The sequence below is a fragment of the Synechococcus sp. CC9902 genome, assembly GCF_000012505.1.
Taxonomy (GTDB): Bacteria; Cyanobacteriota; Cyanobacteriia; order PCC-6307; family Cyanobiaceae; genus Parasynechococcus.
In genome coordinates, this window is the sequence record NC_007513.1 from 655,387 (window position 1) to 675,622 (window position 20,236).

Below are 20,236 nucleotides of genomic sequence, written 5' to 3' on the forward strand. Positions count from 1 at the left end.
GTTTGGGCTGTTAGGTCTCGGTCAACCAGTCGACTCTACTTATTTTGCTTCTTGTGCGATCCCGACTGTGCGTAAGGAGTTGATGGCGTTATCGATTAATTGGTAGGCATCGTCTGGTGTTGTTGCGCGCATTAAGGAATGGCGGAGTTGTGGTGCTCCTGGGAACCCAGTGCATGTCCAGCTCATATGTTTTCGTGCAATGAGGAGGCCGTGGGATCCTCTGGATGACACCAAATCGTGCAACTGTTCTTTGGCTAAGTGAAGTCTGGCACCACTGTCTGGTGTTGCAGGAATCGGTCGATTCATGAATGCGGCTTCAATTTGTCCCACCAGCCAGGGTGACCCCATGGTTCCGCGACCCACCATCACGCCATCGGCTCCTGTGATCTCTAAACACCGAAGTGCATCGGTGGGGCTGTTGATATCTCCATTGGCAATCACGGGAATCGTTAAGGCTTGCTTGACTTCCGCGATCGCATTCCAATTCGCTTGGCCTTTGAAACCCTGTTCCCGGGTTCGTCCATGCAAGGTCAACATTTGGGCGCCAGCATTTTGAAGTTGTCGGCACCAAGTGATCGGGTCCGAACTGCTCCCACACCAACCGAGGCGCGTTTTTACGGTGACCGGAATCGATACAGCGTCAACGACCGCCTCCAAAATCTGAGTGGCGAGATTCGGGTCACGGATGAGTCCTGAACCTCCGCCTTTCTTCGCGATTTTTCGGACTGGACATCCCATGTTGATATCGATAAGAAAGGCCCCAGCCTGTTCGGCACGGCGTGCTGCGTGGGCCATCGCGTGAGGGCGGTGATCGAAGAGTTGAACCGCGATGGGGCCTTCCTCGGCCTTGAGGTCGTCCATTTTTCCGTAACCGTGGCCGAGCTCCAGGCTTGTGGCGTTCACCATTTCTGTGAACAGCAAGGAATCCCGAGACCATCGCCGCACTAACCCACGAAAAATCTTGTCGGTTACGCCCGCTAAAGGCGATTGCAGGACCCGCGAATGAAGCTGACGGCAGGTGCCATTGCCCGGAAGATGAATGGGTGTTTGCAGGCTTTGGTTCAAAGGTTGGGGATGATCAAGACCACTCCGCTCAGTTTCATCAGCCATGGGTGATCTTTGGCCTGTGAGTCGCGCACTACTGCAACAGATTCTTGAGGATCGTTGCACCGATCGTTTCGTTTGCGAATGCATTTGGACGCGGCTGGGATACGTACCCGTCGGTGATCAATGGCACGCCGGTCCCACCACATCCAAAGAGTGGTCTGATGCGTTTCCCCTTGGTCCTGAATTGATTGCTCAGCGCCCAGCATCTGTTCGTTTAACCCGCTCGATCCCTAAGCCTCTCAAGCAGCTTTTAAAGGAGCAGCTGGGTTTTGCCGGCTACAAGATCGGTGGGTTGTACCCCCGGCGCACCCGCCGCGCTACTGCCGTGAGTTGGTTGCTGGCATGGCTCGCCCAGCGAGGGGAGCCTTTGCCGGATCAAGGTCCTCTGGCCCAAGAAATGCCTGTCCCTAGTGATCCCGTAAAAGGGCATCCGGGAGATCTCCTGATTTCATGAGATCAAAACCGCTACAGAATCAAGATTCCATGGGTCTGTAGGGTCGAAGATTGATCTGAATCAAGCTCCTTGGCGCGTCCTGTCGTCGCAATTATTGGACGCCCCAATGTTGGCAAGTCCACCCTGGTGAACAGGCTCTGCCGAAGTCGTGAGGCGATCGTGCACGACCAGCCCGGGGTGACTAGGGATCGCACCTACCAAGACGGTTACTGGGGAGACCGTGAGTTCAAGGTGGTCGACACCGGTGGGTTGGTGTTTGACGACGACAGCGAGTTTCTTCCTGAGATTCGTGAGCAAGCGGCATTGGCCTTGGATGAAGCCAGCGTCGCCTTGGTGATTGTTGATGGAAAACAAGGACTCACCGCGGCCGATGAATCCATTGCGGAATTTTTACGTCAGCAGCGTTGTCCCACATTGCTGGCTGTTAACAAGTGTGAGTCCGTCGAGCAGGGACTCGCTATGGCGGCTGAGTTTTGGTCGCTGGGACTTGGGGAGCCTTATCCCATTTCAGCGATCCATGGAGCAGGCACCGCCGAGGTCTTGGATCAAGTCCTAACTTTTTTGCCACCTAAGGATCAGGAAGGTGATGAAGAAGAGCCGATTCAGATGTCGATTATTGGACGCCCCAATGTTGGTAAATCAAGCCTTCTAAATGCCATTTGTGGTGAGCAGCGCGCCATTGTGAGCCCGATCCGAGGCACAACGCGCGACACCATTGATACCAATATTGTGCGGGAAAATCGCCCCTGGCGGCTTGTTGATACAGCGGGCATCCGACGCCGTCGCAGTGTGAATTACGGCCCTGAATATTTTGGAATTAATCGCAGTTTTAAGGCGATTGAACGCAGTGATGTTTGTGTGTTGGTGATTGATGCCCTCGATGGGGTCACAGAACAAGATCAGCGTTTGGCCGGACGGATCGAGGAAGACGGTCGGGCTTGTGTGGTGGTGGTCAATAAGTGGGATGCCGTTGAAAAAGACAGCCACACCATGTCGGCGACGGAAAAAGAGTTGAGGGCCAAGCTTTATTTCCTCGACTGGGCTCCGATGCTGTTTACATCGGCGCTTACTGGACAACGGGTAGAGAGCATCTTTGCTCTGGCTGCCTTGGCGGTGGAGCAGCATCGCCGTCGTGTCACCACCTCTGTGGTGAATGAGGTGCTGAAAGAGGCCTTGAGTTGGCGCTCACCACCCACCACGCGCGGCGGCAGGCAGGGAAAGCTGTACTACGGCACGCAGGTGGCCAGTCGGCCTCCCAGCTTCACCTTGTTCGTGAACGATCCAAAATTATTTGGAGACACCTACCGCCGTTATGTGGAGCGGCACATTCGTGAAGGCCTTGGCTTTGACGGAACGCCGTTGAAGTTGTTTTGGCGAGGCAAGCAGCAACGCGATGCTGAAAAAGAGTTGGCCCGTCAACAGAACCGCAGGGGTTGAGCGATGGACTGGTTGCGTCAGATCCCGATGGGGCAGTACGTCGATGGCTCTGAAGGCTGGCTTCGGCGTCTAGACCCCCGTTTGAAGCTGGCGTGGTCCCTTGTTTTCCTGCTGACACCCGTCTTGGCCGGTCCTTGGTGGCGTGTTGGGCTCGTGCTGAGTTTGTTCGTGATCACAGCCCTGAGCGGCTTGCCCCGCAAGCTCTGGTGGCGATCGCTGGTAGTGCTGGTGCTGCTGGCCCTTGCCGTTGGTTTGCTGTCCATGCTGCTCCCTGCGGTGGATCCTCCAGCGGCGTTTTCCCTTCGAAACCCCCTCGAATTGCCCGATGCCACGACCGACGGTCCCAGCTGGGATTTGATCAGGCTTGGACCGCTGCAATGGGGCAACTTCAGCCTTGGTCCGCTTGTGGTGGATCGCGCCTCAGCTCAGCTGGGATTACGCACGTCGACCTTGATTTTTACCGTGATCCATAGCGTCAACCTTGTGCTCATCACCACCACTCCAGAAGATCTCGTGTGGGGGCTGAGCTGGTACCTCACACCCCTTGCCGTCTTTGGACTTCCGGTGGAGAGGCTGGGATTTCAGTTGCTATTGGCGCTGCGCTTTTTGCCACTCGTTCAAGAGGAGCTTCAAAACCTGCTTCGTTCGATGGCAAGCCGAGCCGTGAATTTGCGCACCTTGGGCTTCAAAGCTGGCTTTGGGATTGTTCTTGCAGTGGGTGAGCGCCTTCTTGCCAATATTTTGTTACGTGCGGAACAAGGCGCTGATGCCTTGGTGGCCAGAGGTGGGCGGATTTTGGGTCCTTCGCGGTTTCGGTTACCAGCGGAGCGGCCTGCACCCCTTCTCAATGCCCTCGCCCTTCTGGGCCTGCTAATGGTGGTGGGTCTGCGTGGTCAGTACGGTGCTCTTTAACTTGGCTTTGTAGCGATGGCTTCCGAGCGCTACCTCAACCATCCCACCTTTGGGATGCTCTATCGGGTCGCTCCGGCGGGTGAAGGGCGTGATGTATACGCCACCTTGTATGCCCAGCGCATGTTCTTCCTGGTCACCCTTCAACCGCGTGGAGCGCAGTTCGAAGTCATTCCCTATGGGGATGCCCGCCATCATGCCGAGGTGAATATCAGCCGGTGTCGGCGTGATGGTTCGGACGATTTGGTGAGTTGGCGCCAACTCTTTGATCAAACTTTCATCTGATCCATTGACCGATTCTCTGGCTGATCGCTGGACAACTGTGACGGGGGAGCTGCCCCCGAGGGCCCGTTTGTTGGCGGTGAGTAAGGGCCACCCTGCTGCGTCGATTCGTGCTGTTGCTTCATTGGGGCAACAGGCCTTTGGCGAAAGTCGGTTGCAGGAAGCGGTTGAAAAGCAGGCCTTGCTCTCGGACCTAACCCTGCAGTGGCATTTCATAGGTCGATTGCAACGCAACAAGGTGCGTGGCGTTGTGAAGGCGTTTTCTGTGATCCATTCGGTTGATTCCTTCGCTCTGGCTGAGCGGGTGTCGAGGATTGCTGTTGAGGAGGGGTGCTGTCCTGATGTGTTGCTCCAGGTGAGGTTCCGCGAGGATCCAACGAAGGGAGGAATGGAGCCGTCTGAGCTGCTTTCGGCTTGGCCCCAGTTGCGCGCACTGCCGTCTTTGCGGCTCATGGGGTTGATGACCATGGCTCCGCTCGGCCTGGAGGGAGAGGAGCGTCAAACCTTGTTTCTTGAGTGCCGATCCTTAGCTGATCAATTGGGATTGCCGGACTGCTCCATGGGAATGTCAGGGGATTGGACGGAGGCCGTTGCGGCTGGAAGTACGTGGTTGCGTTTGGGATCTGCCGTGTTTGGCCAACGGGATGTGCCAAAACCTGGTGCGGGCTGACTTGCCCGGTCGCGGCTGAAACGGTATCCAGGGACATGGTTGTTCAACCAAGTTTCAGCCCGAGAGGATTTTTAAGGTGTCGCTGATCTCCCGCCTTCGTGCCGTTGTCGCTGGTGACGACTATCTCGATGGTGAACTCGATGATTTCGCCTACGAAGATGAGCAACAGGATCAGGACCAACGTGCCACGCAGGCTGACGGTGGCGCGCTAGCCACCCTGGGGGACAGCAACCCCTTCGACTTGGGTGGAGACCTGCCAGGGTCCAACGTGATTGGCATGCCAGGGATCAGTACTGCAGCGGCAGAGGTGAACCTGATGGAGCCCCGCAGCTTCGATGAGATGCCCCGGGCGATTCAAGCGTTGCGCGAGCGCAAGACGGTGATCCTGAATCTCACAATGATGGAGCCAGACCAAGCCCAGCGAGCCGTTGATTTTGTGGCGGGTGGCACATTTGCCATCGATGGCCATCAAGAACGCGTTGGTGAGAGCATTTTTCTGTTCGCACCGAGCTGCGTCACGGTGACCAATGCCAGCCAGGACGAAACGTCTGCTCCCACTGTTGTGAGTCGGGAGATTGATGTGGCAGAGCCGTCGGAATCCGCCTCGGCACCGTCTCCTGCCTGGGGCGCCGCAGCTCTCTGAATTTTTCTGTGCCGACGAACAACATCCAGCCTGCATTTGGAGTAATCGGCCTGGGTCGTATGGCCCAGGCTCTTGTCGTTCCACTGCTGGCCAAGGGGCATGTCGATCCTCACCAGCTCTTGGCTGTGGTGGGGTCCGAGACGACGGCAACGCTTCGTCGTACAGAACTGCCTCAAGGCGTTCAGATTGTGGCTGCAGCGGACTCACGTGCCATCGACGTTTGGACGGCGCCGTTGCAGCTTCTGGCTGTAAAGCCCCAGCAGCTTGATGCAGTTGCTCAATCCAGTGCACCTGCGCAGGGTCGCCCCCTCTTGATTTCTGTTTTGGCAGGGGTGTCCCTAGACCGGCTGCAACGGTTGTTCCCGGGGCACTGCTGTGTGCGGGCTGTGCCCAATACGCCTGCATTGGTGGGAGCTGGCCTCACGGCTCTGGCTTGGGGCGATGGTGTGAATGCTGAGCAGCGACGTCAGGTTTATGACTTGTTTGGTGATGTCGGGGAAGTTCTTGAACTTCCCGAATCCAAGCTCGATGCTTTTCTAGCGCTCACCTCATCCGGCCCAGCTTTCATTGCCTTGGTGGCGGAAGCCATGGCTGATGGGGCTGTGTTGGCGGGTTTGCCGAGGGATTTGGCCCAGCGGTTAGCCCATCGCACTCTGGCGGGAACGGCGGCGCTTCTGGATCAACGGGAATTGCATCCTGGCGAACTCAAAGACATGGTGGCTTCCCCCGGTGGTACCACCATTGCTGGCCTTCGACAGTTGGAGCAAGCAGGCTTGCGCTCAGCCTTAATCGAGGCGGTGATGGCGGCTGCGGAGCGAAGCCGTCAACTGGGCTGATGGCTTAAGGGAGGACGTCGGGCCAAGCCTGACGAATCAACAGCAGAGAAAAGTAGGGCCTTTGGCTGGCGGCAACGGTGTCAGCAGTTTGGATCTGCTGGTCTGGCCATCCCACTTTTTCGGCGAATAGAGCTTTCTCAAGCAACTTTCGTTCATCTAGTAGGGGTTGGACCCACTCCCAGCGATGGCCCAACTTGAGGAGGACCAAGACGCGCCCCTTCTCCTTCGCTTCATCAAGCTCGATCGTCAATTCGGCGGGACTTTCCGGACAGGGGCGCAGCAGCAGTTGATCTTGCTGTAACGCCAGTGGCCAAAGACCAGCGGCCGCCGCTGCTGAAACCGATGAGACGCCAGGGATCACATGGCAGGGACAGTCGGGCCATTGCTGTTGCAAGGCCATCAGCACATAGCTGCATGTGGCGAAGAGGGAGGCATCGCCTTCGCACAGCAGAACAACTTGTTGTCCCTCGGTGACAAGCTTCCGGAGGGTTTGGGCTGCGGCGTGCCATGCCGCGCGCCTGGGTTCAGCTCCATCCACCATCGGGAAGAGCAGGGGCAAACACGTGTGGTCGTCGCGGATCCACTGGGCAGCAATGCGGGCGGCCATGCTTTGAGCGGCCAGACGAGCCACGGGGTAAGCGATCACGTCGCTGGTTTCGATGGCATGGACGGCGGCCAGGGTCAACAGGGACGGATTGCCGGGGCCGACCCCCACAAGCGTGAGCGACCCTGGGGACTTGGGATCGATGATGGTCAGCAGTGGAACGCCCGGGAGCCAGGCGATGAGTCGTCTCAGCATCTTTCCAGATGGATCGACGTCGATGGATCAGAGCTCGCCAACGCCGCTGTTGGTGACGGAAACTCCCGCTGAGATTCAAGCTGAACTCGCGCGGCGTGGGATCGGCTTTGAGCAGTGGCCTGCACTGCAGGAGTTGCCACTTGCAGCAGATCAGTCGTGGATTTTGAAGGCCTATGCCAACGAGATTGACCGCGTGAAGCGGGACGGCGGCTACGCCACGGTTGATGCGATTCGGATGACCCCCGATCACCCCGAGCGGGTTGCCCTGCGCAGCAAATTTCTGGCGGAACACACCCATGCGGAAGATGAAGTGCGATTTTTTGTGGAAGGACGGGGTTTGTTCTGCCTGCACCTCGGTGCAGAAGTGCTACTCACCCTGTGTGAACGGGGGGATTTGATTCGGGTTCCGGCTGGAACGAAGCATTGGTTTGATATGGGAGGCCAGCCAGCGTTCTGTGCTGTGCGCTGGTTCAACAACGCGGTGGGTTGGGTGGCAACATTTACGGGGAACACAATTTCTGAGCGCTTCCCCACGTTGGATTGATGCAGAAGGGTTTCGAGATGGGGAGGCTCCGTTCTGCCGTTTCTGTGGGTTTGATGACCGCTGCTTGGTTCACTGCATCGGTGACGGCTTCGGCTGTGATTGGGCTGCCTGGCCGGACGGAGCAAAACGCCTTATCCCCGGTGGTTCAGCGTCGCGTCGCGACGGTGATCTTGGCGCAACGCATCCGTGCTTATGCCGCGATGGCCCAAGCCCACAGCCTTTGTTTAGTCCGCCAGGGAACGTTGAGTTCGTCTGAAGCTGTGCATGCACTCAACATCTCTCTTCGGGATTTGGGGATTGATCCGGTCGTTTTGAAGAACCCTCTGGTGGAGGCGGTGAGTCCCCAGTTCCAAGGGCTGCTCGGTACGGATTGCGGCCTGGATCCAAAGCATGAGCAAGAGGCGCAAGCCTTGCTTCGCAATGAGCTCTAAATCAAGCCCAGGTGGCCTTGATCGTGGGGTTGATGCGTAATCTCCGCTTAGGGGTGGACGTGTTCCGATGTTTTCCGGCTGGGGTTTGAGTTGGGCGGGTTGGTTGGACAATCGCCGTGGCGAATGGTGGCTGGGCGCTCAGTTGGCATTGATTGCAGCTCATCTTCTGCCCGTGTGGCCGGTTCCAGCGTTTTGGGGACTCGTGAGCTGGCCGCGCCTGTTGTTTGGTTTTGGTCTGCTGCTGTTGGCTTTTGGGCTCATTCGGGCGGTTCAGGCCTTGCTTTCTCTTGGAGCAAGCCTGTCGCCCCTACCAGTGCCAAAGCAGCACAATCAGCTGATTCGCACTGGGGTGTATGGCCATTGCCGACATCCGATGTATCAGGCGGTGTTGCTTTGTTCCCTCGGGGTGGTTGTGGCCACTGGCAGCCTGTTTCATCTCGGATTGTTCCTTGTTTTGGCGATGGTGTTGCGCGGCAAGGCTCGTTTTGAAGAGTTGGCTTTGCGCCAGCTGCATCCCGACTACGTCGCCTATGCCGCAATCACTCCAGCGATTGTTAGAGATTGCCCAGGGTTGGACTGGCGATGCATCGAATGACTAGGCGGCGACCCTGAAGTCGTCGAGTAAATCGCGATACAGCTTCTCCATCGCGTCGATGTTGCAACCGATGGTGTAGCGCTCAATCGCTCGTTCACGGGCTCGACGTCCGAGTTCTGCCGTCAGAACGGGCTGATCTCGCAGCACAGGCAGCAATGTGCGGAGTTGGGTGGTCACCCCCTGGGTACTCATCACAATCCCGGCCCCTCCGGCTAAGACCTCGCCATCGGCTCCAGCATCGGTGGCGACGCATGCCGTTCCAGTTGCCATCGCCTCAAGCAAGGCGAGGGATAAGCCTTCGACGAGGCTTGGCAGTAAAAACACCTCTGCGCACTGCAGCAGTGCGATCCGCGTTTCTAAATCGGGTTCGTAACCCCACCAGAGGATCTGTGGATCACTGAATTGGTTCTGCAAACTGCTGGTGAGGGGGCCGTCACCTACCACCACCAACCGACAGCCTTCGGGCGAGACCAAGCGCCATGCCCTCAATAGGGCTTCAACATTTTTCTCGGTGGCAAGCCGCCCCATGTAGAGAAAAATGCGCTCGTTTCCAAGCCGTTGACGCACGGTTTTTTGCAAAAGTGAAACCGTGCTCTGACTGGCAGGACACCAGCGATCGGTGTCAACACCGTTGGGAATCACGGCGAGTGTTTTTGCCGGGACCCCAAGCTTGATCAACACATCTGCCTGGAGTTTCGAGAACACGATCACCCTGTCGTAGCGGGCTAGGAAGGGTGCATAGAGCTGGTAAGAAAGCTGTTGGGTGCCGGCGGACAGATTGCGTAATCCAGCATCGGCATCAAAGGCGGGATGGAAGGTTGCTACTAAAGGAACCCCCAATTGCTGGCACAGCTCTGGAAGACGAAAGTCAAGGGGGGACAACGTGAGACTGGCGTGAACCAAATCGGGTTTGATCCGCTCCAGAGAGTCCCGAAGTTCCCGTTGTGCGCCCAGGGAGGGAATTGTGTACACCTGGGATTTCACCAAGTACGGCAGGCTCACATCTGGATCAGTTCCCAGTAGAGCTGCCGCACCCCGCTCAGGACTGAGTGGGGTGTCGAAATGAATGAAATGAGTTTGATGGCCGCGCTGACGGAGCGCCTCAGTGGTGCTCAGCCCGTAGGACACGTTCCCGCAGAAGGGCGACTTCTTACCAAGCCATGCAATTTGCACCAACCGGGGTGGACCTCCTCAGGCGACAGCAAAAGTTAGCAGCGTTGCCATGGCTTCTCGAGTAATGCCGCGATTAAGGCGAGCCCCGCAAGAAGTAACAACACTGGTTTTAGGCCAAGACTGCTGACGAGAGTGCCCGCCAGCACCAGGGGAAGACTCAAGGCGATATTGATCAGGTTGTTCTGTAACCCGAAGACGCGGCCGCGCTCTGCTTCTGGGGTTTCCTCTTGAATCGTGGTTTGGGCGGGAATGGCCACCAGCGCGGCTCCAATTCCCAAGATCCCGCACAGGGCCAAGGTGAAGATCAGGGATCCGCGCAGTTGGCTCAGGAGCACCAGCGTGAAGGTGATCGTGCCAAGACCTGAGGCGGTGAGGCGTCGTCGGCTGAATTGATGACCCATTTGCGCAATCACGATGGCACCGATCGCAAGGCCCACTCCGCTCATGGCCAGGAGCGCACCGAAACCGGACGGTCCGAGGCTGGAGATCAGGGCGGCGAGCTGGAGCGCCAGCACGTAAAGGGCTGCCAGCAGGCTGTACAGAAGAACCAAGTGCAGCATCGCTCCGCGAACGGAGGGCACCTCACGCAACACCTGTAGCCCCTCACCAATCTCGGCCCAAACAGACGTGGTTGGGGGTGGTTTTGGTGTCTCTCTCAGGGACAACCGCGCCAAGCTCAGTGCTGCGAGGCCATAGCAAAGCGGAAGCAGAACAAATTCACCGCCATCGATACCTGCAAAGGCAAAAAGATGATGCAGTGCGCGCAGAATGGGTTCCCCCAGGGCGAATCCCAGAATCGTTGCCCCCATGCTGGTGGCTTGATAGAGGGAATTGGCTGCAAGAAGGTGTTGGTTCGGGACCAACACTGGAATCGCTGCTTGCTCAGAGGGAGCAAAGAACTGGGTCAGGATCGATTCAAGGAACGTCATTCCCACCAATCCCCAGTACCCCCATGGCAGGCCAAGCCAAAGGGGCCCAGGCAGAAGAAAGAGGGGGGCGAACACCACCAGCAGGGCTCGTAGTGCATTCGATGCCACCATCACCCGCCGTTTGGGCCATCGGTCGGCCCAAACGCCCGCCAGAGTTCCAAGAACCATGGCGGGGATGGTGTTGGCAACAAAAATGCCTGTGGCCAACAGGGTGATCACCTTGGTGCGGGTGCTGATATCGAGCCCGTAATCAGAGGCCATATCCGCCAGAACCCCGGTGCCGCCGCCACCCATCACCAGAAGGTGTTGATCGATCAAAAAGACCATCAACACGATGTAGAACTTGTCCGCAAGCTGGGAAAAAATTTGACCCAGCCAGAGTTTGCGAAAATCGCCCAAGGCCATCACGGCTTGGATCCCGCGCTTGCCTTCCGGGTTGCTGCTGGTGGGCAGGGCGGGTTCTGGGCTGGACAGGCTTGGGCCGCTCAAGGAGTCAATGCGTCGCGGCCATGATGGCTTATGCCGGCGTGATCAGTGTTTCGCGCAGCATGGCGAGCGCTCGACTGCGGTGGGCTAAATGGGTGCGCACCCAAAGTTCAACGACCCGTAGTAATCGCAGCCAAACCCGCTGGGGCCCCATCAGTTCCCCATCCTGCCGCCGTGGCAAATCGGCTCGTACGAGTCGCTGTAGAAGGGCCAGTTCCGACGGGTTGAGCTCGATGGCGGAATTCGGTTGGGAATGGATGGCGAATCCGTCCTCTGGCAACAGGCTGCAGCGCCAGTCCCACTGGCCTAGGGGTGCGTCCAGCGGTGCACCACTTAGACAGCAACTTTGCATGGGTAGGCCGTAGCCGCCCAGGGTGAGCAGGTGAATCGAGGCTTGAACGGTGCCTGCCAAAACAAGATCAGCATCGTCGGCATGGCTTTCCAAGCGTTCCAAATGGAGCAGAACGGTGCTCAGCAGGCCATTCACGGGGTCGTCAGCTGCCAATTGCAGGCAAAGGTCGCAAAGGGCTTGAGCGGCAGACAGGGTTTCCAAACGTTGCCCCAGCCTTGAAAAACTGCGCAGCACTCTTAATTGGCGAACCCGGCCCAGACCACTGCGCCCCCCCACCTGAAGTTCCAGCAGGGTGAGTGGGGCGGCGGCTGCCAAGCTGCTTTTGGGACGTCGTGCGCCAGGTACGGCAAATCGGGTTAGTCCCTCTGCATCACTGAGCAGGCTCAGCAGACGGTCGTGTTCCCCAAGCGGTCCCACCTTTAGGGCTAAACCCTCCAAGCGTCGGTCCGCCATCTAACCCATCGGTTGGCGGAGGGATTGAAGCAATTGGGGCGCACTGCTGGTCCCCAGCAGGTCGGCACCGGCTTCGACTAATTCTGCAACGCGATCGATGCTGTGAATCCCACCGGCGGCTTTGATGCCGCAGCGTTTGCGGCAGAGCCCCATCAGTTGCTTCACCTGCTCCGGATGACAGGCCGGTCCGAAGCCATTGCCGGTTTGGACGCCCGTGGCGCCGGCATCGATGGACGCTTCCACCGCGAGGGCGAGTTGATCCTCCGTCAAACGGGCCATGTCGAGGACCACCCTCAGCGGCAATCCCAGACCACAGAGCGCGCCTAGCTCATCGGCAAAGCTGGTGATACTTCCGTTGGCAAGTGCTCGGAAATCAGGCACAACATCCAGCTCTTCGGCGCCCTGGGATGCGGCCCATTCAGCCTCGGCCTGTTTGAGTTCAGCGGGCAGGGCACCGAATGGAAATCCGATCGCTGCTATCAATTTCGGCCCCCCTTCTGATGCTCCTAACCGCTGACGCAGCACTGGCAACAGCTGCAGGCTGGTGCAGATGGCTCGAACATTTTCCTGGCGGCTGGCATCGCACAACTCATGGAGTTGTTCGTCGTTCAGCAAGGGATCGAGGATGGCCTGATCCAGAAGAGGGGGTAGGTCCGGAAGGTCCTTGGGGATTGCGGCCATGACAGGGCTCAGTTGGTTGTGCTCTCTGTTGATTCCGCGAAGTTCGTTACTCCCTCGCTTGGATCACGCCATAACCGCCGTGGTTTCGGCGATAAATCACCTGCAAATCGCCGGTTTTACTGTCCCTAAAAAGATAGAAATCGTGGTCGATCACGTCCAGTTGATGCCGAGCGTCATCCAGCGTCATCGGTGGCATTGAAAAGTATTTGCGTCGCACGCCTGGCTCGGGAAGCTGTGCCTCTTTCCCGTCAACGAGAGATCCCTCAACAGCGCTCTCATCGCTGACTTCCTCGGTGCTGGGCGTCAGGCTGGCGCTGTGGCCGTGGCTGTGGTGGTGATCCGCATGACGCTCTTTCCATTTGCGCAGCTGTCGCGCCAGCTTGCCGACAACTAAATCAATGCTGGCGTAAAGGTTTTCGCTGCGTTCTTGGGCACGAATCACCGTGCCGTTTGCAAACACCGTCACCTCTGCGGTTTGCTGGGGGACCCGTGGGTTCCTCGCCACAGACAAGTGAACATCGGCTTCGCGGATGGCATCACCGAAATGGGACGTGGCCCGTTCCAGTTTTGTGTTGGTGTACTCCCGCAGCGCCGGAGTGATCTCGAGGTTGCGACCATGGATCAGCACCTTCATCCTTTGCACCTGTGCCGGTGGATATCGGCAAGCTAGTAACGCGTCGCTCTTCGGAACACCCCGCGGGTGCATTTCTTTTTGAGCCGTCCGTGCTGATCCCGTTTGAGCGGGCTTGGCGGGATCAGCAGCTCTGGCAGCAACGCCTGTTTGAGGAGCCGTCCTCCCCCGAAGCGGTTTGGATTCTGCAGCACCCCGCCTGTTACACCCTCGGGCGTGGTGCCAGTGCCCAACACCTGCATTTCGACCCCAACGAACCACCAGCCCCGTTGCATCGCATTGATCGAGGCGGGGAGGTGACCCATCATTTGCCGGGTCAGTTGGTGGCATATCCCGTTTTGGATTTGCAACGGCATACACCAGATCTCCACTTGTATTTGCGGCAGTTGGAACTGGTGGTGATTGATGTGTTGCGTGATTTAGGCCTCCAGGGCGAATGCTTACCGGGCCTTACGGGTGTGTGGGTGGGACGGTGCAAGGTGGCGGCGATTGGTGTGGGCTGTCGCCGTTGGATTACGCAACATGGGTTGGCTCTCAATGTGGATTGCGAACTCCAGGGTTTTGCCGAAATCACACCCTGTGGATTGGTTGGCCATCAGGTCGGTCGACTGTGCGATTGGATGCCTGGGCTGAGGGTGAGCGATGTGCAGCCTTTGCTTCGCCAGTCCCTCGCTGCCCGCTTCCACCTGGCGTGGATCCCGCAGGCGTGATACGCCTGTGCTGATCGATGCAACGTCTCGGATGACGGCCAGCTGGACCCCTACCGCTCGGGAAACGACGTCGCTGCAACGTCATGGCCATACCCAGAGCTTCACCCGGGTGGATTCCATGTGGCCATGGTTGGCGGATCGGTATGGAACGATCACCGCCCTCGATGCTCCCCACGCCACCCATCCAGAACAGTTCAGTTTTGGTGAATTGGCCGAACGCATCGCGACGGCTGCTGCCGCGTTTGACGCCAAGGGTGTTCGAAAGGGTGACGTTGTGGCGTTGTTTTCTGAGAACAGTCCCCGCTGGTTGGTGGCCGACCAAGCCCTGATGCGTTGTGGTGCCGCTGATGCTGTTCGGGGTGCGTCTGCCCCTGTTGAGGAGCTCCGTTACATCCTTGAGGATTCAAAGGCCACAGCCCTTGTGGTCCAGAACGCTGATCTGTGGCGCCGCTTGGCATTGACGCCGGCGCAGCGAACGCGCTTGAAGGTGGTGGTGCAGCTCGAGGGTGATCCGGTGGATGGACTCACCGGTTGGGACACGCTGCTGTCGTCTGCGGCTGGCCTCTCTCCGGTGACGCGTACGCAAAACCTTGATGGAGACGGGAAGATCGCAGCAAACCAGGTGGCCACGATTTTGTACACCTCAGGTACGACCGGTCAGCCGAAGGGGGTGCCGCTCACGCACGCCAATTTGTTGCACCAAATTCGCTCCTTGGCCTGTGTGGCCTATCCCAAGCCAGGGGATCCGGTGCTGAGCGTTTTGCCGATTTGGCATGCCTATGAGCGCAGTGCCAGTTACTTCTTTCTGTCGTGTGCCTGCACACAGACCTACACCACGATTAAGCAACTCAAAAAGGATCTGCCCAGGGTGCAACCGATTGCGATGGCCACCGTGCCACGGTTGTGGGAGTCGGTGCAGGCTGGCTTCGAGGATGTGGTGAAAACGTTTCCGCCTTCCCGACAACGCTTGCTTCGAGCTGCCCTCAGCAACAGTTCTGCTCAGCGACAAGCCCTGCGTCGGGCGAGCAACTTGATGTTGGAGCCTGTGCCCTGGGCAGGACGATTCCAGGCCGCTGGGGTGGCCCTTCTCCGCTGGCCGCTACATGCTTTGGCATCGGCCTTGTTGTGGCCCAAGGTGCGCCGTCAGCTGAGCGGCGGGCAGCTTGCTTATCCCATCAGTGGAGGAGGAGCGATTGCCCCCCACATCGATGCGTTTTTTGAAGCGGTGGGCATTGAACTTTTGGTGGGCTATGGCCTCACTGAAACCAGTCCGGTGATTAGTTGTCGGCGCCCTTGGCACAACATTCGCGGCAGTTCGGGTTTGCCGTTGCCAGGCACGGAATTCCGGATTGTGGATCCTGAATCTGGAACGTTGCTGGGGTGTCGCCAGAGGGGACGCGTTCTGGTGCGCGGACCGCAGGTGATGGCGGGTTATTGGGGCAAACCCGATGCCACAGCCAAAGTTCTTGACGCTGATGGCTGGTTTGATACTGGTGATCTCGGAATGCTCCTGGCGGATGGCTCGGTGGCTTTAACGGGCCGTGCGAAGGACACGATCGTCTTAAGCAGTGGCGAAAACATTGAGCCCGGACCGTTGGAGGAAGTCCTGGTGGCGAGTCCACTGATCGAGCAGGTGATGCTGGTGGGGCAGGACGAGCGCCAATTGGCAGCGTTAATCGTGCCTCGGGCCGATGTGATTGTTGTTTGGGCTGGTCAGCAAGGACTCAGCCTTGCAAACGACCTCGGTGGAAAGCCAGGTGATCAGGCGCTGCTCCGACTGCTGATGCAGGAATGCAATCGACTGTTGAAGCAGCGTGTTGGCGCTCGCGGAGATGAACGGCTGGCGGGGGTGGTTTTGGTGGATCCCTTCACCATCGACAACGGCTTACTCACCCAAACCTTGAAGCAACGTCGCGACCGAATCACCGCCCGGGACAACACCCTGATCCGTGGGCTATACAGCCGTTAGGGGCGGTTCTCCGGTGATTGACCGAAGCATGAACGCCTGTGACGCTTAGACCAAATTTTCGAAGTCCATGTCCGACGGCACGTTCTTAAACATCAAGCGTCCGATCACGGTGCGCGCCGTCGTGACCCCGACCTGGAAAGAGGAAGCCGAGCGTGAGCTCAGCAATGGCATCGCGACAGCCGACCAGCAGCTGGCGCAGCTGGAACAGGAGGGTCAGGAGGTCGTGGATCAGGTTCGTCGTCAGAGTGCGAATCCCCTGGACCCAAGGGTTCAGGATCAAGTGGGACAAATTCAGCAACAGGTGGCGGCCAAGCGCGCAGAGCTCGAAGAGCAAAAGCGCAACCTGTTGCAACAGCAGGCTCAGGTCCGCGAACTGGAGATGGATCAGATTGTCGAACAGGGTCAGTTGGAGAGCACCTGTGAGCTCAAGGTGGGCGACAACCTCGTGCAAAAAATGCAAGTTGCCATCGTTGTTCGCGATGGAGTGGTGCAGACAATTGAAGAAGGTTGATCCCAGTCTTCAGCTGACTCGTAAACTGCCCTGATCAGCCCTCGGAGACGGTCTTGGCAACCCACGACATCTTTATGCCTGCCCTTAGCTCCACCATGACGGAGGGCAAGATCGTCGAGTGGCTGAAACAGCCTGGTGACAAGGTCGCCCGCGGCGAATCAGTTCTGGTGGTGGAGTCGGATAAGGCCGACATGGACGTTGAGTCGTTTCAGGATGGCTTTCTGGCCGCGGTTCTGATGCCGGCTGGCAGCACGGCACCGGTGGGAGAAACCATCGGTTTGATCGTTGAAACCGAGGCCGAGATTGCAGACGCCAAAGCCAATGCTCCAGCAGCTCCAGCGGCTGCGGCAGCCCCTGCACCCACACCCACGCCAGCTCCTACACCAGCAGCGGTCCAAGCATCAACGACGTCTCCCGCTCCAGCCCCCGCTGCCCCCCCTGTGGTGACAGCGCCCCCTGTGGTGACAGCCCCCGTTGTGAATGACGGTCGCATCGTCGCCAGCCCCCGGGCCAAAAAGCTTGCCTCCCAAATGGGTGTCGACCTCTCCACGGTTCGTGGCAGTGGCCCCCACGGGCGAATCCAGGCCGAAGATGTGGAACAGGCCACCGGGCAGCCCATTTCAGTGCCGCGGGTGGCGGAAGGGACGGCTCCCGCGGCTGGAGGATCTGTCACCTCAGCCGCAGCACCGGCAGCAGCTGCCCCGGCTGGTAATAGCTTTGGCCGTCCCGGTGAGACGGTTGCGTTCAACACCCTGCAGGGGGCTGTGAACCGCAACATGGAAGCCAGCCTTGCTGTGCCTTGCTTCCGCGTTGGTTACACGATCACCACCGACAAATTGGATGCGTTTTACAAAAAGGTGAAGCCAAAGGGCGTCACGATGACGGCCCTTTTGGCCAAGGCAGTGGCCGTGACGCTGGCCCATCATCCCCAGGTGAATGCGGCAACTACCGCAGCTGGGATGAGTTATCCCGCTGATGTGAATGTGGCTGTCGCTGTCGCGATGGAAGACGGGGGCTTAATTACGCCTGTTTTGCGTCAAGCCGACCGCACTGATCTCTATGAGATGTCTCGCCAATGGGCCGACCTTGTGAAGCGATCCCGTAGTAAGCAGCTTTTGCCTGAGGAATACAGCACGGGAACGTTCACCCTCTCCAATTTGGGCATGTTTGGCGTCGACCGCTTCGATGCGATCCTTCCCCCAGGCACTGGAGCGATTTTGGCCGTGGCCGCATCCCGTCCGATGGTGGTGGCTGGCAAGGATGGCTCCATTTCGGTGAAACGTCAGATGCAGGTGAACCTCACCGCTGATCATCGGGTTGTCTACGGCGCCGATGGTGCTTCCTTCCTCAAGGCCCTGGCTGATTTGATTGAGAACCGTCCGGAGAGCTTGGCGCTCTGATCCGAGTGCCGGATTCCCTCGATCAGCAGCTCAGCAGTTACGCGTATCACCTGCCGCCTGAGCGCATTGCTCAGGCTCCAGTGGAGCCGCGCCATGACGCGCGGCTGCTGATCGCCCCCGGCCAAACCGATGGAGTGCAGGCAGCGCGCCATCAGAAAGTGTGGGATCTGCTGGAGGAGCTGCGGTCGGGTGACTTGCTGGTGGTGAACGACACCAGGGTGCTCAAGGCAAGGATCAAGGTCCGCCGCTCTGGTGGTGGGGTGTCTGAATTGCTGGTGCTAGAGCCCCGTGGTGATGGCCAATGGCTTTGTTTGGCGCGCCCGGCCAAGCGGATGCGTCCAGGCGATCTGCTCACGCTTGATGGCACAGCGATCACTCTGCGGGTGCTGCATGAGGATCCCGCCAGTGGGGGGCGGATTGTTCAGTTTCCTTTGGATTGCAGGGATGCGGAATCGATCGAAGCCCTGCTCAATCAGTGCGGTGAAGTGCCATTGCCGCCCTACATCGACCGTCATGATCCTGGCGATGCCGAGCGTTATCAAACGCGTTATGCGGATCGGCCGGGTGCTGTGGCGGCACCAACGGCAGGACTTCATTTCAGTGATGAACTGTTGGCTGCCTTGCAGGGCAAGGGTGTCGGATTGGCAAGGATCACCCTGCATGTGGGGCTGGGTACATTTCGCCCTGTGGAGACAGAAGATCTCACCCAGCTGGAATTGCACAGCGAATGGATTGAAGTGAATGCGTCAGTGGTGGAGGCCATTCAGCAGTGTCGTGGCCGTGTGATCGCTGTTGGCACCACCAGCGTGCGTGCTTTGGAGGGAGCTGCGCAGCTGCAAGGGGGTGTGTTGAAACCGTTCACCGGTCCGGTGAACCTTGTGATTCAGCCTGGCTATCGCTTTGCGGTGGTGCAGGGCTTATTGACCAATTTCCATCTGCCGAAAAGTTCCTTGTTGCTGCTGGTGAGTGCCCTGATTGGTCGGGAGAAGCTGCTGGCGCTGTATGCCGAGGCGATTGATCACGAGTACCGATTTTTTTCCTATGGCGATGCCATGTGGATTTCTCCGGACGCTGTATTGCCAGGGGTGACCCCGAATTGACGGTGCCCAAAAAAAAGCCCCGCACATTGTGCAGGGCGAACCGAGCCTTTGGCTTGAGGGGCCAGCGCTGAATTAAACCGCGACGGGTTGTTCGATGATTCCAGTGGGCACTTCGGCAAACATCACTGAGGAGAGGTAACGCTCAGCGAGGTCGGGGAGAACCACAACAATGGTTTTGCCCGCATAGGCATCTTGTTCTGCAAGGCGAATGGCGGCTGCGGCAGCAGCGCCACAAGAGATCCCAACTAAAAGACCCTCTTCCTCGGCCAGACGAAGTGCCATGGCGATCGATTCTTCGTTGGTGACCTGCTCGACCTTGTCGACAACTGAGAGGTCGAGGTTCTTGGGGATGAAGCCAGCACCGATGCCCTGAATTTTGTGGGGACCAGGCTTCACAGCTTCACCATTCATGGTTTGGGTGATCACTGGGCTGTGGCTCGGTTCAACCGCGACAGATTCAATCGCTTTACCAGCCTCATTTTTGATGTAACGCGACACGCCGGTGATCGTTCCGCCGGTGCCAACGCCAGCCACGAACACGTCGATGGCACCATCGCAATCGTTCCAGATCTCAGGACCGGTGGTCTTGAAATGGATCTCTGGATTGGCTGGGTTATCGAATTGCCCAGGCATAAAAAATTTGGAGGGATTGCTGTCGGCAATCTCCTTGGCTTTCGCAATCGCACCGGGCATGCCTTTGGCAGCTTCGGTTAAGACGATTTCGGCTCCCATCACAGCCATGACACGTCGCCGTTCGATCGACATCGACTCCGGCATGGTGAGGATCAGCTTGTAGCCACGCGCCGCGGCGGTGAAGGCCAACGCGATCCCTGTGTTGCCCGATGTGGGCTCAACAATGACCTTGTCTTTTGTGAGTTTGCCGCTCTTTTCTGCGTCCCAGATCATGTTGGCGCCGATCCGGCACTTCACGCTGTAAGCGGGATTGCGGCCTTCGATCTTCGCCAGGACGGTGGCTTTGCAGTTTTTGGTGACGTGATTCAGTTTCACCAGCGGGGTGTTGCCGATGGCGAGGCTGTTGTCGTCGTAAATGCGAGACATAGCGCGTCTGTATTTGGATTGGCCCTAAGTCGTCAACTTAGTGATCAAACGCGTAAAAACTTCAGTTGTTAACGG

23 protein-coding genes are annotated in these 20,236 nt (G+C 58.3%); 15 read left to right on the top strand and 8 right to left on the bottom strand.

Features of this window, described 5'->3' with window-relative positions; translation table 11 throughout:
- Window positions 1-39: 39 nt before the first annotated feature.
- Window positions 40-1,110: a tRNA dihydrouridine synthase DusB gene (gene dusB, locus SYNCC9902_RS03245; protein ID WP_011359454.1), complete on the bottom strand. Its 1,071-nt coding sequence runs from the start codon at window positions 1,108-1,110 to the stop codon at window positions 40-42.
- Here dusB and SYNCC9902_RS03250 point away from each other — a divergent pair.
- From SYNCC9902_RS03250 to proC, 7 genes are all read left to right on the top strand, one after another.
- Complete coding sequence (locus tag SYNCC9902_RS03250; protein ID WP_011359455.1) at window positions 1,109-1,561, top strand: DUF1823 family protein; 453 nt, start codon at window positions 1,109-1,111, stop codon at window positions 1,559-1,561. The genes dusB and SYNCC9902_RS03250 overlap by 2 nt on opposite strands.
- 69 nt (window positions 1,562-1,630) lie before the next feature.
- Window positions 1,631-2,998 carry a ribosome biogenesis GTPase Der gene (gene der / locus SYNCC9902_RS03255; protein ID WP_011359456.1) on the top strand — a complete coding sequence of 456 codons (1,368 nt, stop codon included), beginning with the start codon at window positions 1,631-1,633 and terminating at the stop codon, window positions 2,996-2,998.
- A gap of 3 nt (window positions 2,999-3,001) precedes the next feature.
- Complete coding sequence (locus tag SYNCC9902_RS03260) at window positions 3,002-3,910, top strand: energy-coupling factor transporter transmembrane component T family protein (protein WP_011359457.1); 909 nt, start codon at window positions 3,002-3,004, stop codon at window positions 3,908-3,910.
- A 15-nt stretch (window positions 3,911-3,925) separates the two neighbouring features.
- Window positions 3,926-4,192, top strand: coding sequence for a PipX family protein (locus tag SYNCC9902_RS03265; protein WP_011359458.1), 267 nt, complete (start codon window positions 3,926-3,928; stop codon window positions 4,190-4,192).
- Between the two features lie 4 nt (window positions 4,193-4,196).
- Window positions 4,197-4,859, top strand: coding sequence for a YggS family pyridoxal phosphate-dependent enzyme (locus tag SYNCC9902_RS03270; RefSeq protein WP_198001749.1), 663 nt, complete (start codon window positions 4,197-4,199; stop codon window positions 4,857-4,859).
- A 76-nt stretch (window positions 4,860-4,935) separates the two neighbouring features.
- Entirely contained in the window at window positions 4,936-5,502 is a 567-nt protein-coding gene (locus SYNCC9902_RS03275) for a cell division protein SepF (protein WP_011359460.1), read from the top strand.
- An 8-nt stretch (window positions 5,503-5,510) separates the two neighbouring features.
- Window positions 5,511-6,338, top strand: coding sequence for a pyrroline-5-carboxylate reductase (proC, locus tag SYNCC9902_RS03280; RefSeq protein WP_011359461.1), 828 nt, complete (start codon window positions 5,511-5,513; stop codon window positions 6,336-6,338).
- 4 nt (window positions 6,339-6,342) lie between these two features.
- Here proC and cobI read toward each other — a convergent pair whose 3' ends face one another.
- Window positions 6,343-7,137, bottom strand: a complete 795-nt coding sequence (cobI, locus tag SYNCC9902_RS03285; RefSeq protein WP_011359462.1) for a precorrin-2 C(20)-methyltransferase — start codon at window positions 7,135-7,137, stop codon at window positions 6,343-6,345.
- On the opposite strand from cobI, the gene SYNCC9902_RS03290 reads away from it, so the two are divergent.
- From SYNCC9902_RS03290 to SYNCC9902_RS03300, 3 genes are all read left to right on the top strand, one after another.
- Complete coding sequence (locus SYNCC9902_RS03290; protein ID WP_011359463.1) at window positions 7,121-7,681, top strand: 1,2-dihydroxy-3-keto-5-methylthiopentene dioxygenase; 561 nt, start codon at window positions 7,121-7,123, stop codon at window positions 7,679-7,681. The two genes, cobI and SYNCC9902_RS03290, sit on opposite strands and share 17 nt — an antisense overlap.
- Entirely contained in the window at window positions 7,681-8,112 is a 432-nt protein-coding gene (locus SYNCC9902_RS03295) for a hypothetical protein (RefSeq protein ID WP_156771050.1), read from the top strand. Before SYNCC9902_RS03290 ends, SYNCC9902_RS03295 begins: the two co-directional genes overlap by 1 nt.
- Before the next feature lie 67 nt (window positions 8,113-8,179).
- Window positions 8,180-8,707: a methyltransferase family protein gene (locus SYNCC9902_RS03300; protein WP_011359465.1), complete on the top strand. Its 528-nt coding sequence runs from the start codon at window positions 8,180-8,182 to the stop codon at window positions 8,705-8,707.
- Here SYNCC9902_RS03300 and SYNCC9902_RS03305 read toward each other — a convergent pair whose 3' ends face one another.
- From SYNCC9902_RS03305 to hpf, 5 genes are read right to left on the bottom strand one after another with little or no spacing between them, the layout of a single operon-like run.
- Window positions 8,708-9,883, bottom strand: a complete 1,176-nt coding sequence (locus tag SYNCC9902_RS03305) for a glycosyltransferase family 4 protein (RefSeq protein ID WP_041424854.1) — start codon at window positions 9,881-9,883, stop codon at window positions 8,708-8,710. It lies immediately after the preceding gene.
- Window positions 9,884-9,915: 32 nt separating this feature from the next.
- Complete coding sequence (locus SYNCC9902_RS03310; RefSeq protein ID WP_011359467.1) at window positions 9,916-11,298, bottom strand: MFS transporter; 1,383 nt, start codon at window positions 11,296-11,298, stop codon at window positions 9,916-9,918.
- 28 nt (window positions 11,299-11,326) lie between these two features.
- Window positions 11,327-12,100 (bottom strand): DNA repair protein RecO, encoded by a 774-nt coding sequence (recO, locus tag SYNCC9902_RS03315; protein WP_011359468.1) that lies wholly within the window; start codon window positions 12,098-12,100, stop codon window positions 11,327-11,329.
- Window positions 12,101-12,781 carry a deoxyribose-phosphate aldolase gene (deoC, locus tag SYNCC9902_RS03320; RefSeq protein ID WP_011359469.1) on the bottom strand — a complete coding sequence of 227 codons (681 nt, stop codon included), beginning with the start codon at window positions 12,779-12,781 and terminating at the stop codon, window positions 12,101-12,103.
- Between the two features lie 46 nt (window positions 12,782-12,827).
- Complete coding sequence (gene hpf / locus SYNCC9902_RS03325; protein WP_011359470.1) at window positions 12,828-13,415, bottom strand: ribosome hibernation-promoting factor, HPF/YfiA family; 588 nt, start codon at window positions 13,413-13,415, stop codon at window positions 12,828-12,830.
- An 11-nt stretch (window positions 13,416-13,426) separates the two neighbouring features.
- Between hpf and lipB the strand changes: the two genes are divergently transcribed.
- The 5 genes from lipB to queA all read left to right on the top strand — a co-directional run bounded on the left by lipB (window position 13,427) and on the right by queA (window position 19,102).
- The gene (lipB, locus tag SYNCC9902_RS03330; RefSeq protein WP_041424856.1) at window positions 13,427-14,122 is read left to right on the top strand and encodes a lipoyl(octanoyl) transferase LipB; all 696 of its coding nucleotides are present in this window, start codon (window positions 13,427-13,429) and stop codon (window positions 14,120-14,122) included.
- A 31-nt stretch (window positions 14,123-14,153) separates the two neighbouring features.
- A complete protein-coding gene (locus SYNCC9902_RS03335) occupies window positions 14,154-16,091 on the top strand; it encodes an AMP-binding protein (RefSeq protein WP_011359472.1) in 1,938 nt (645 codons plus the stop codon).
- A gap of 67 nt (window positions 16,092-16,158) precedes the next feature.
- Entirely contained in the window at window positions 16,159-16,602 is a 444-nt protein-coding gene (locus tag SYNCC9902_RS03340; protein WP_011359473.1) for a YlqD family protein, read from the top strand.
- A gap of 53 nt (window positions 16,603-16,655) precedes the next feature.
- A complete protein-coding gene (locus SYNCC9902_RS03345; RefSeq protein WP_011359474.1) occupies window positions 16,656-18,002 on the top strand; it encodes a dihydrolipoamide acetyltransferase family protein in 1,347 nt (448 codons plus the stop codon).
- 5 nt (window positions 18,003-18,007) lie between these two features.
- Window positions 18,008-19,102 (top strand): tRNA preQ1(34) S-adenosylmethionine ribosyltransferase-isomerase QueA, encoded by a 1,095-nt coding sequence (gene queA / locus SYNCC9902_RS03350; RefSeq protein WP_011359475.1) that lies wholly within the window; start codon window positions 18,008-18,010, stop codon window positions 19,100-19,102.
- A gap of 72 nt (window positions 19,103-19,174) precedes the next feature.
- Here the strand turns inward: queA and cysK are convergent, their stop codons facing one another.
- Complete coding sequence (cysK, locus tag SYNCC9902_RS03355) at window positions 19,175-20,161, bottom strand: cysteine synthase A (protein WP_011359476.1); 987 nt, start codon at window positions 20,159-20,161, stop codon at window positions 19,175-19,177.
- Window positions 20,162-20,236 lie beyond the last annotated feature (75 nt).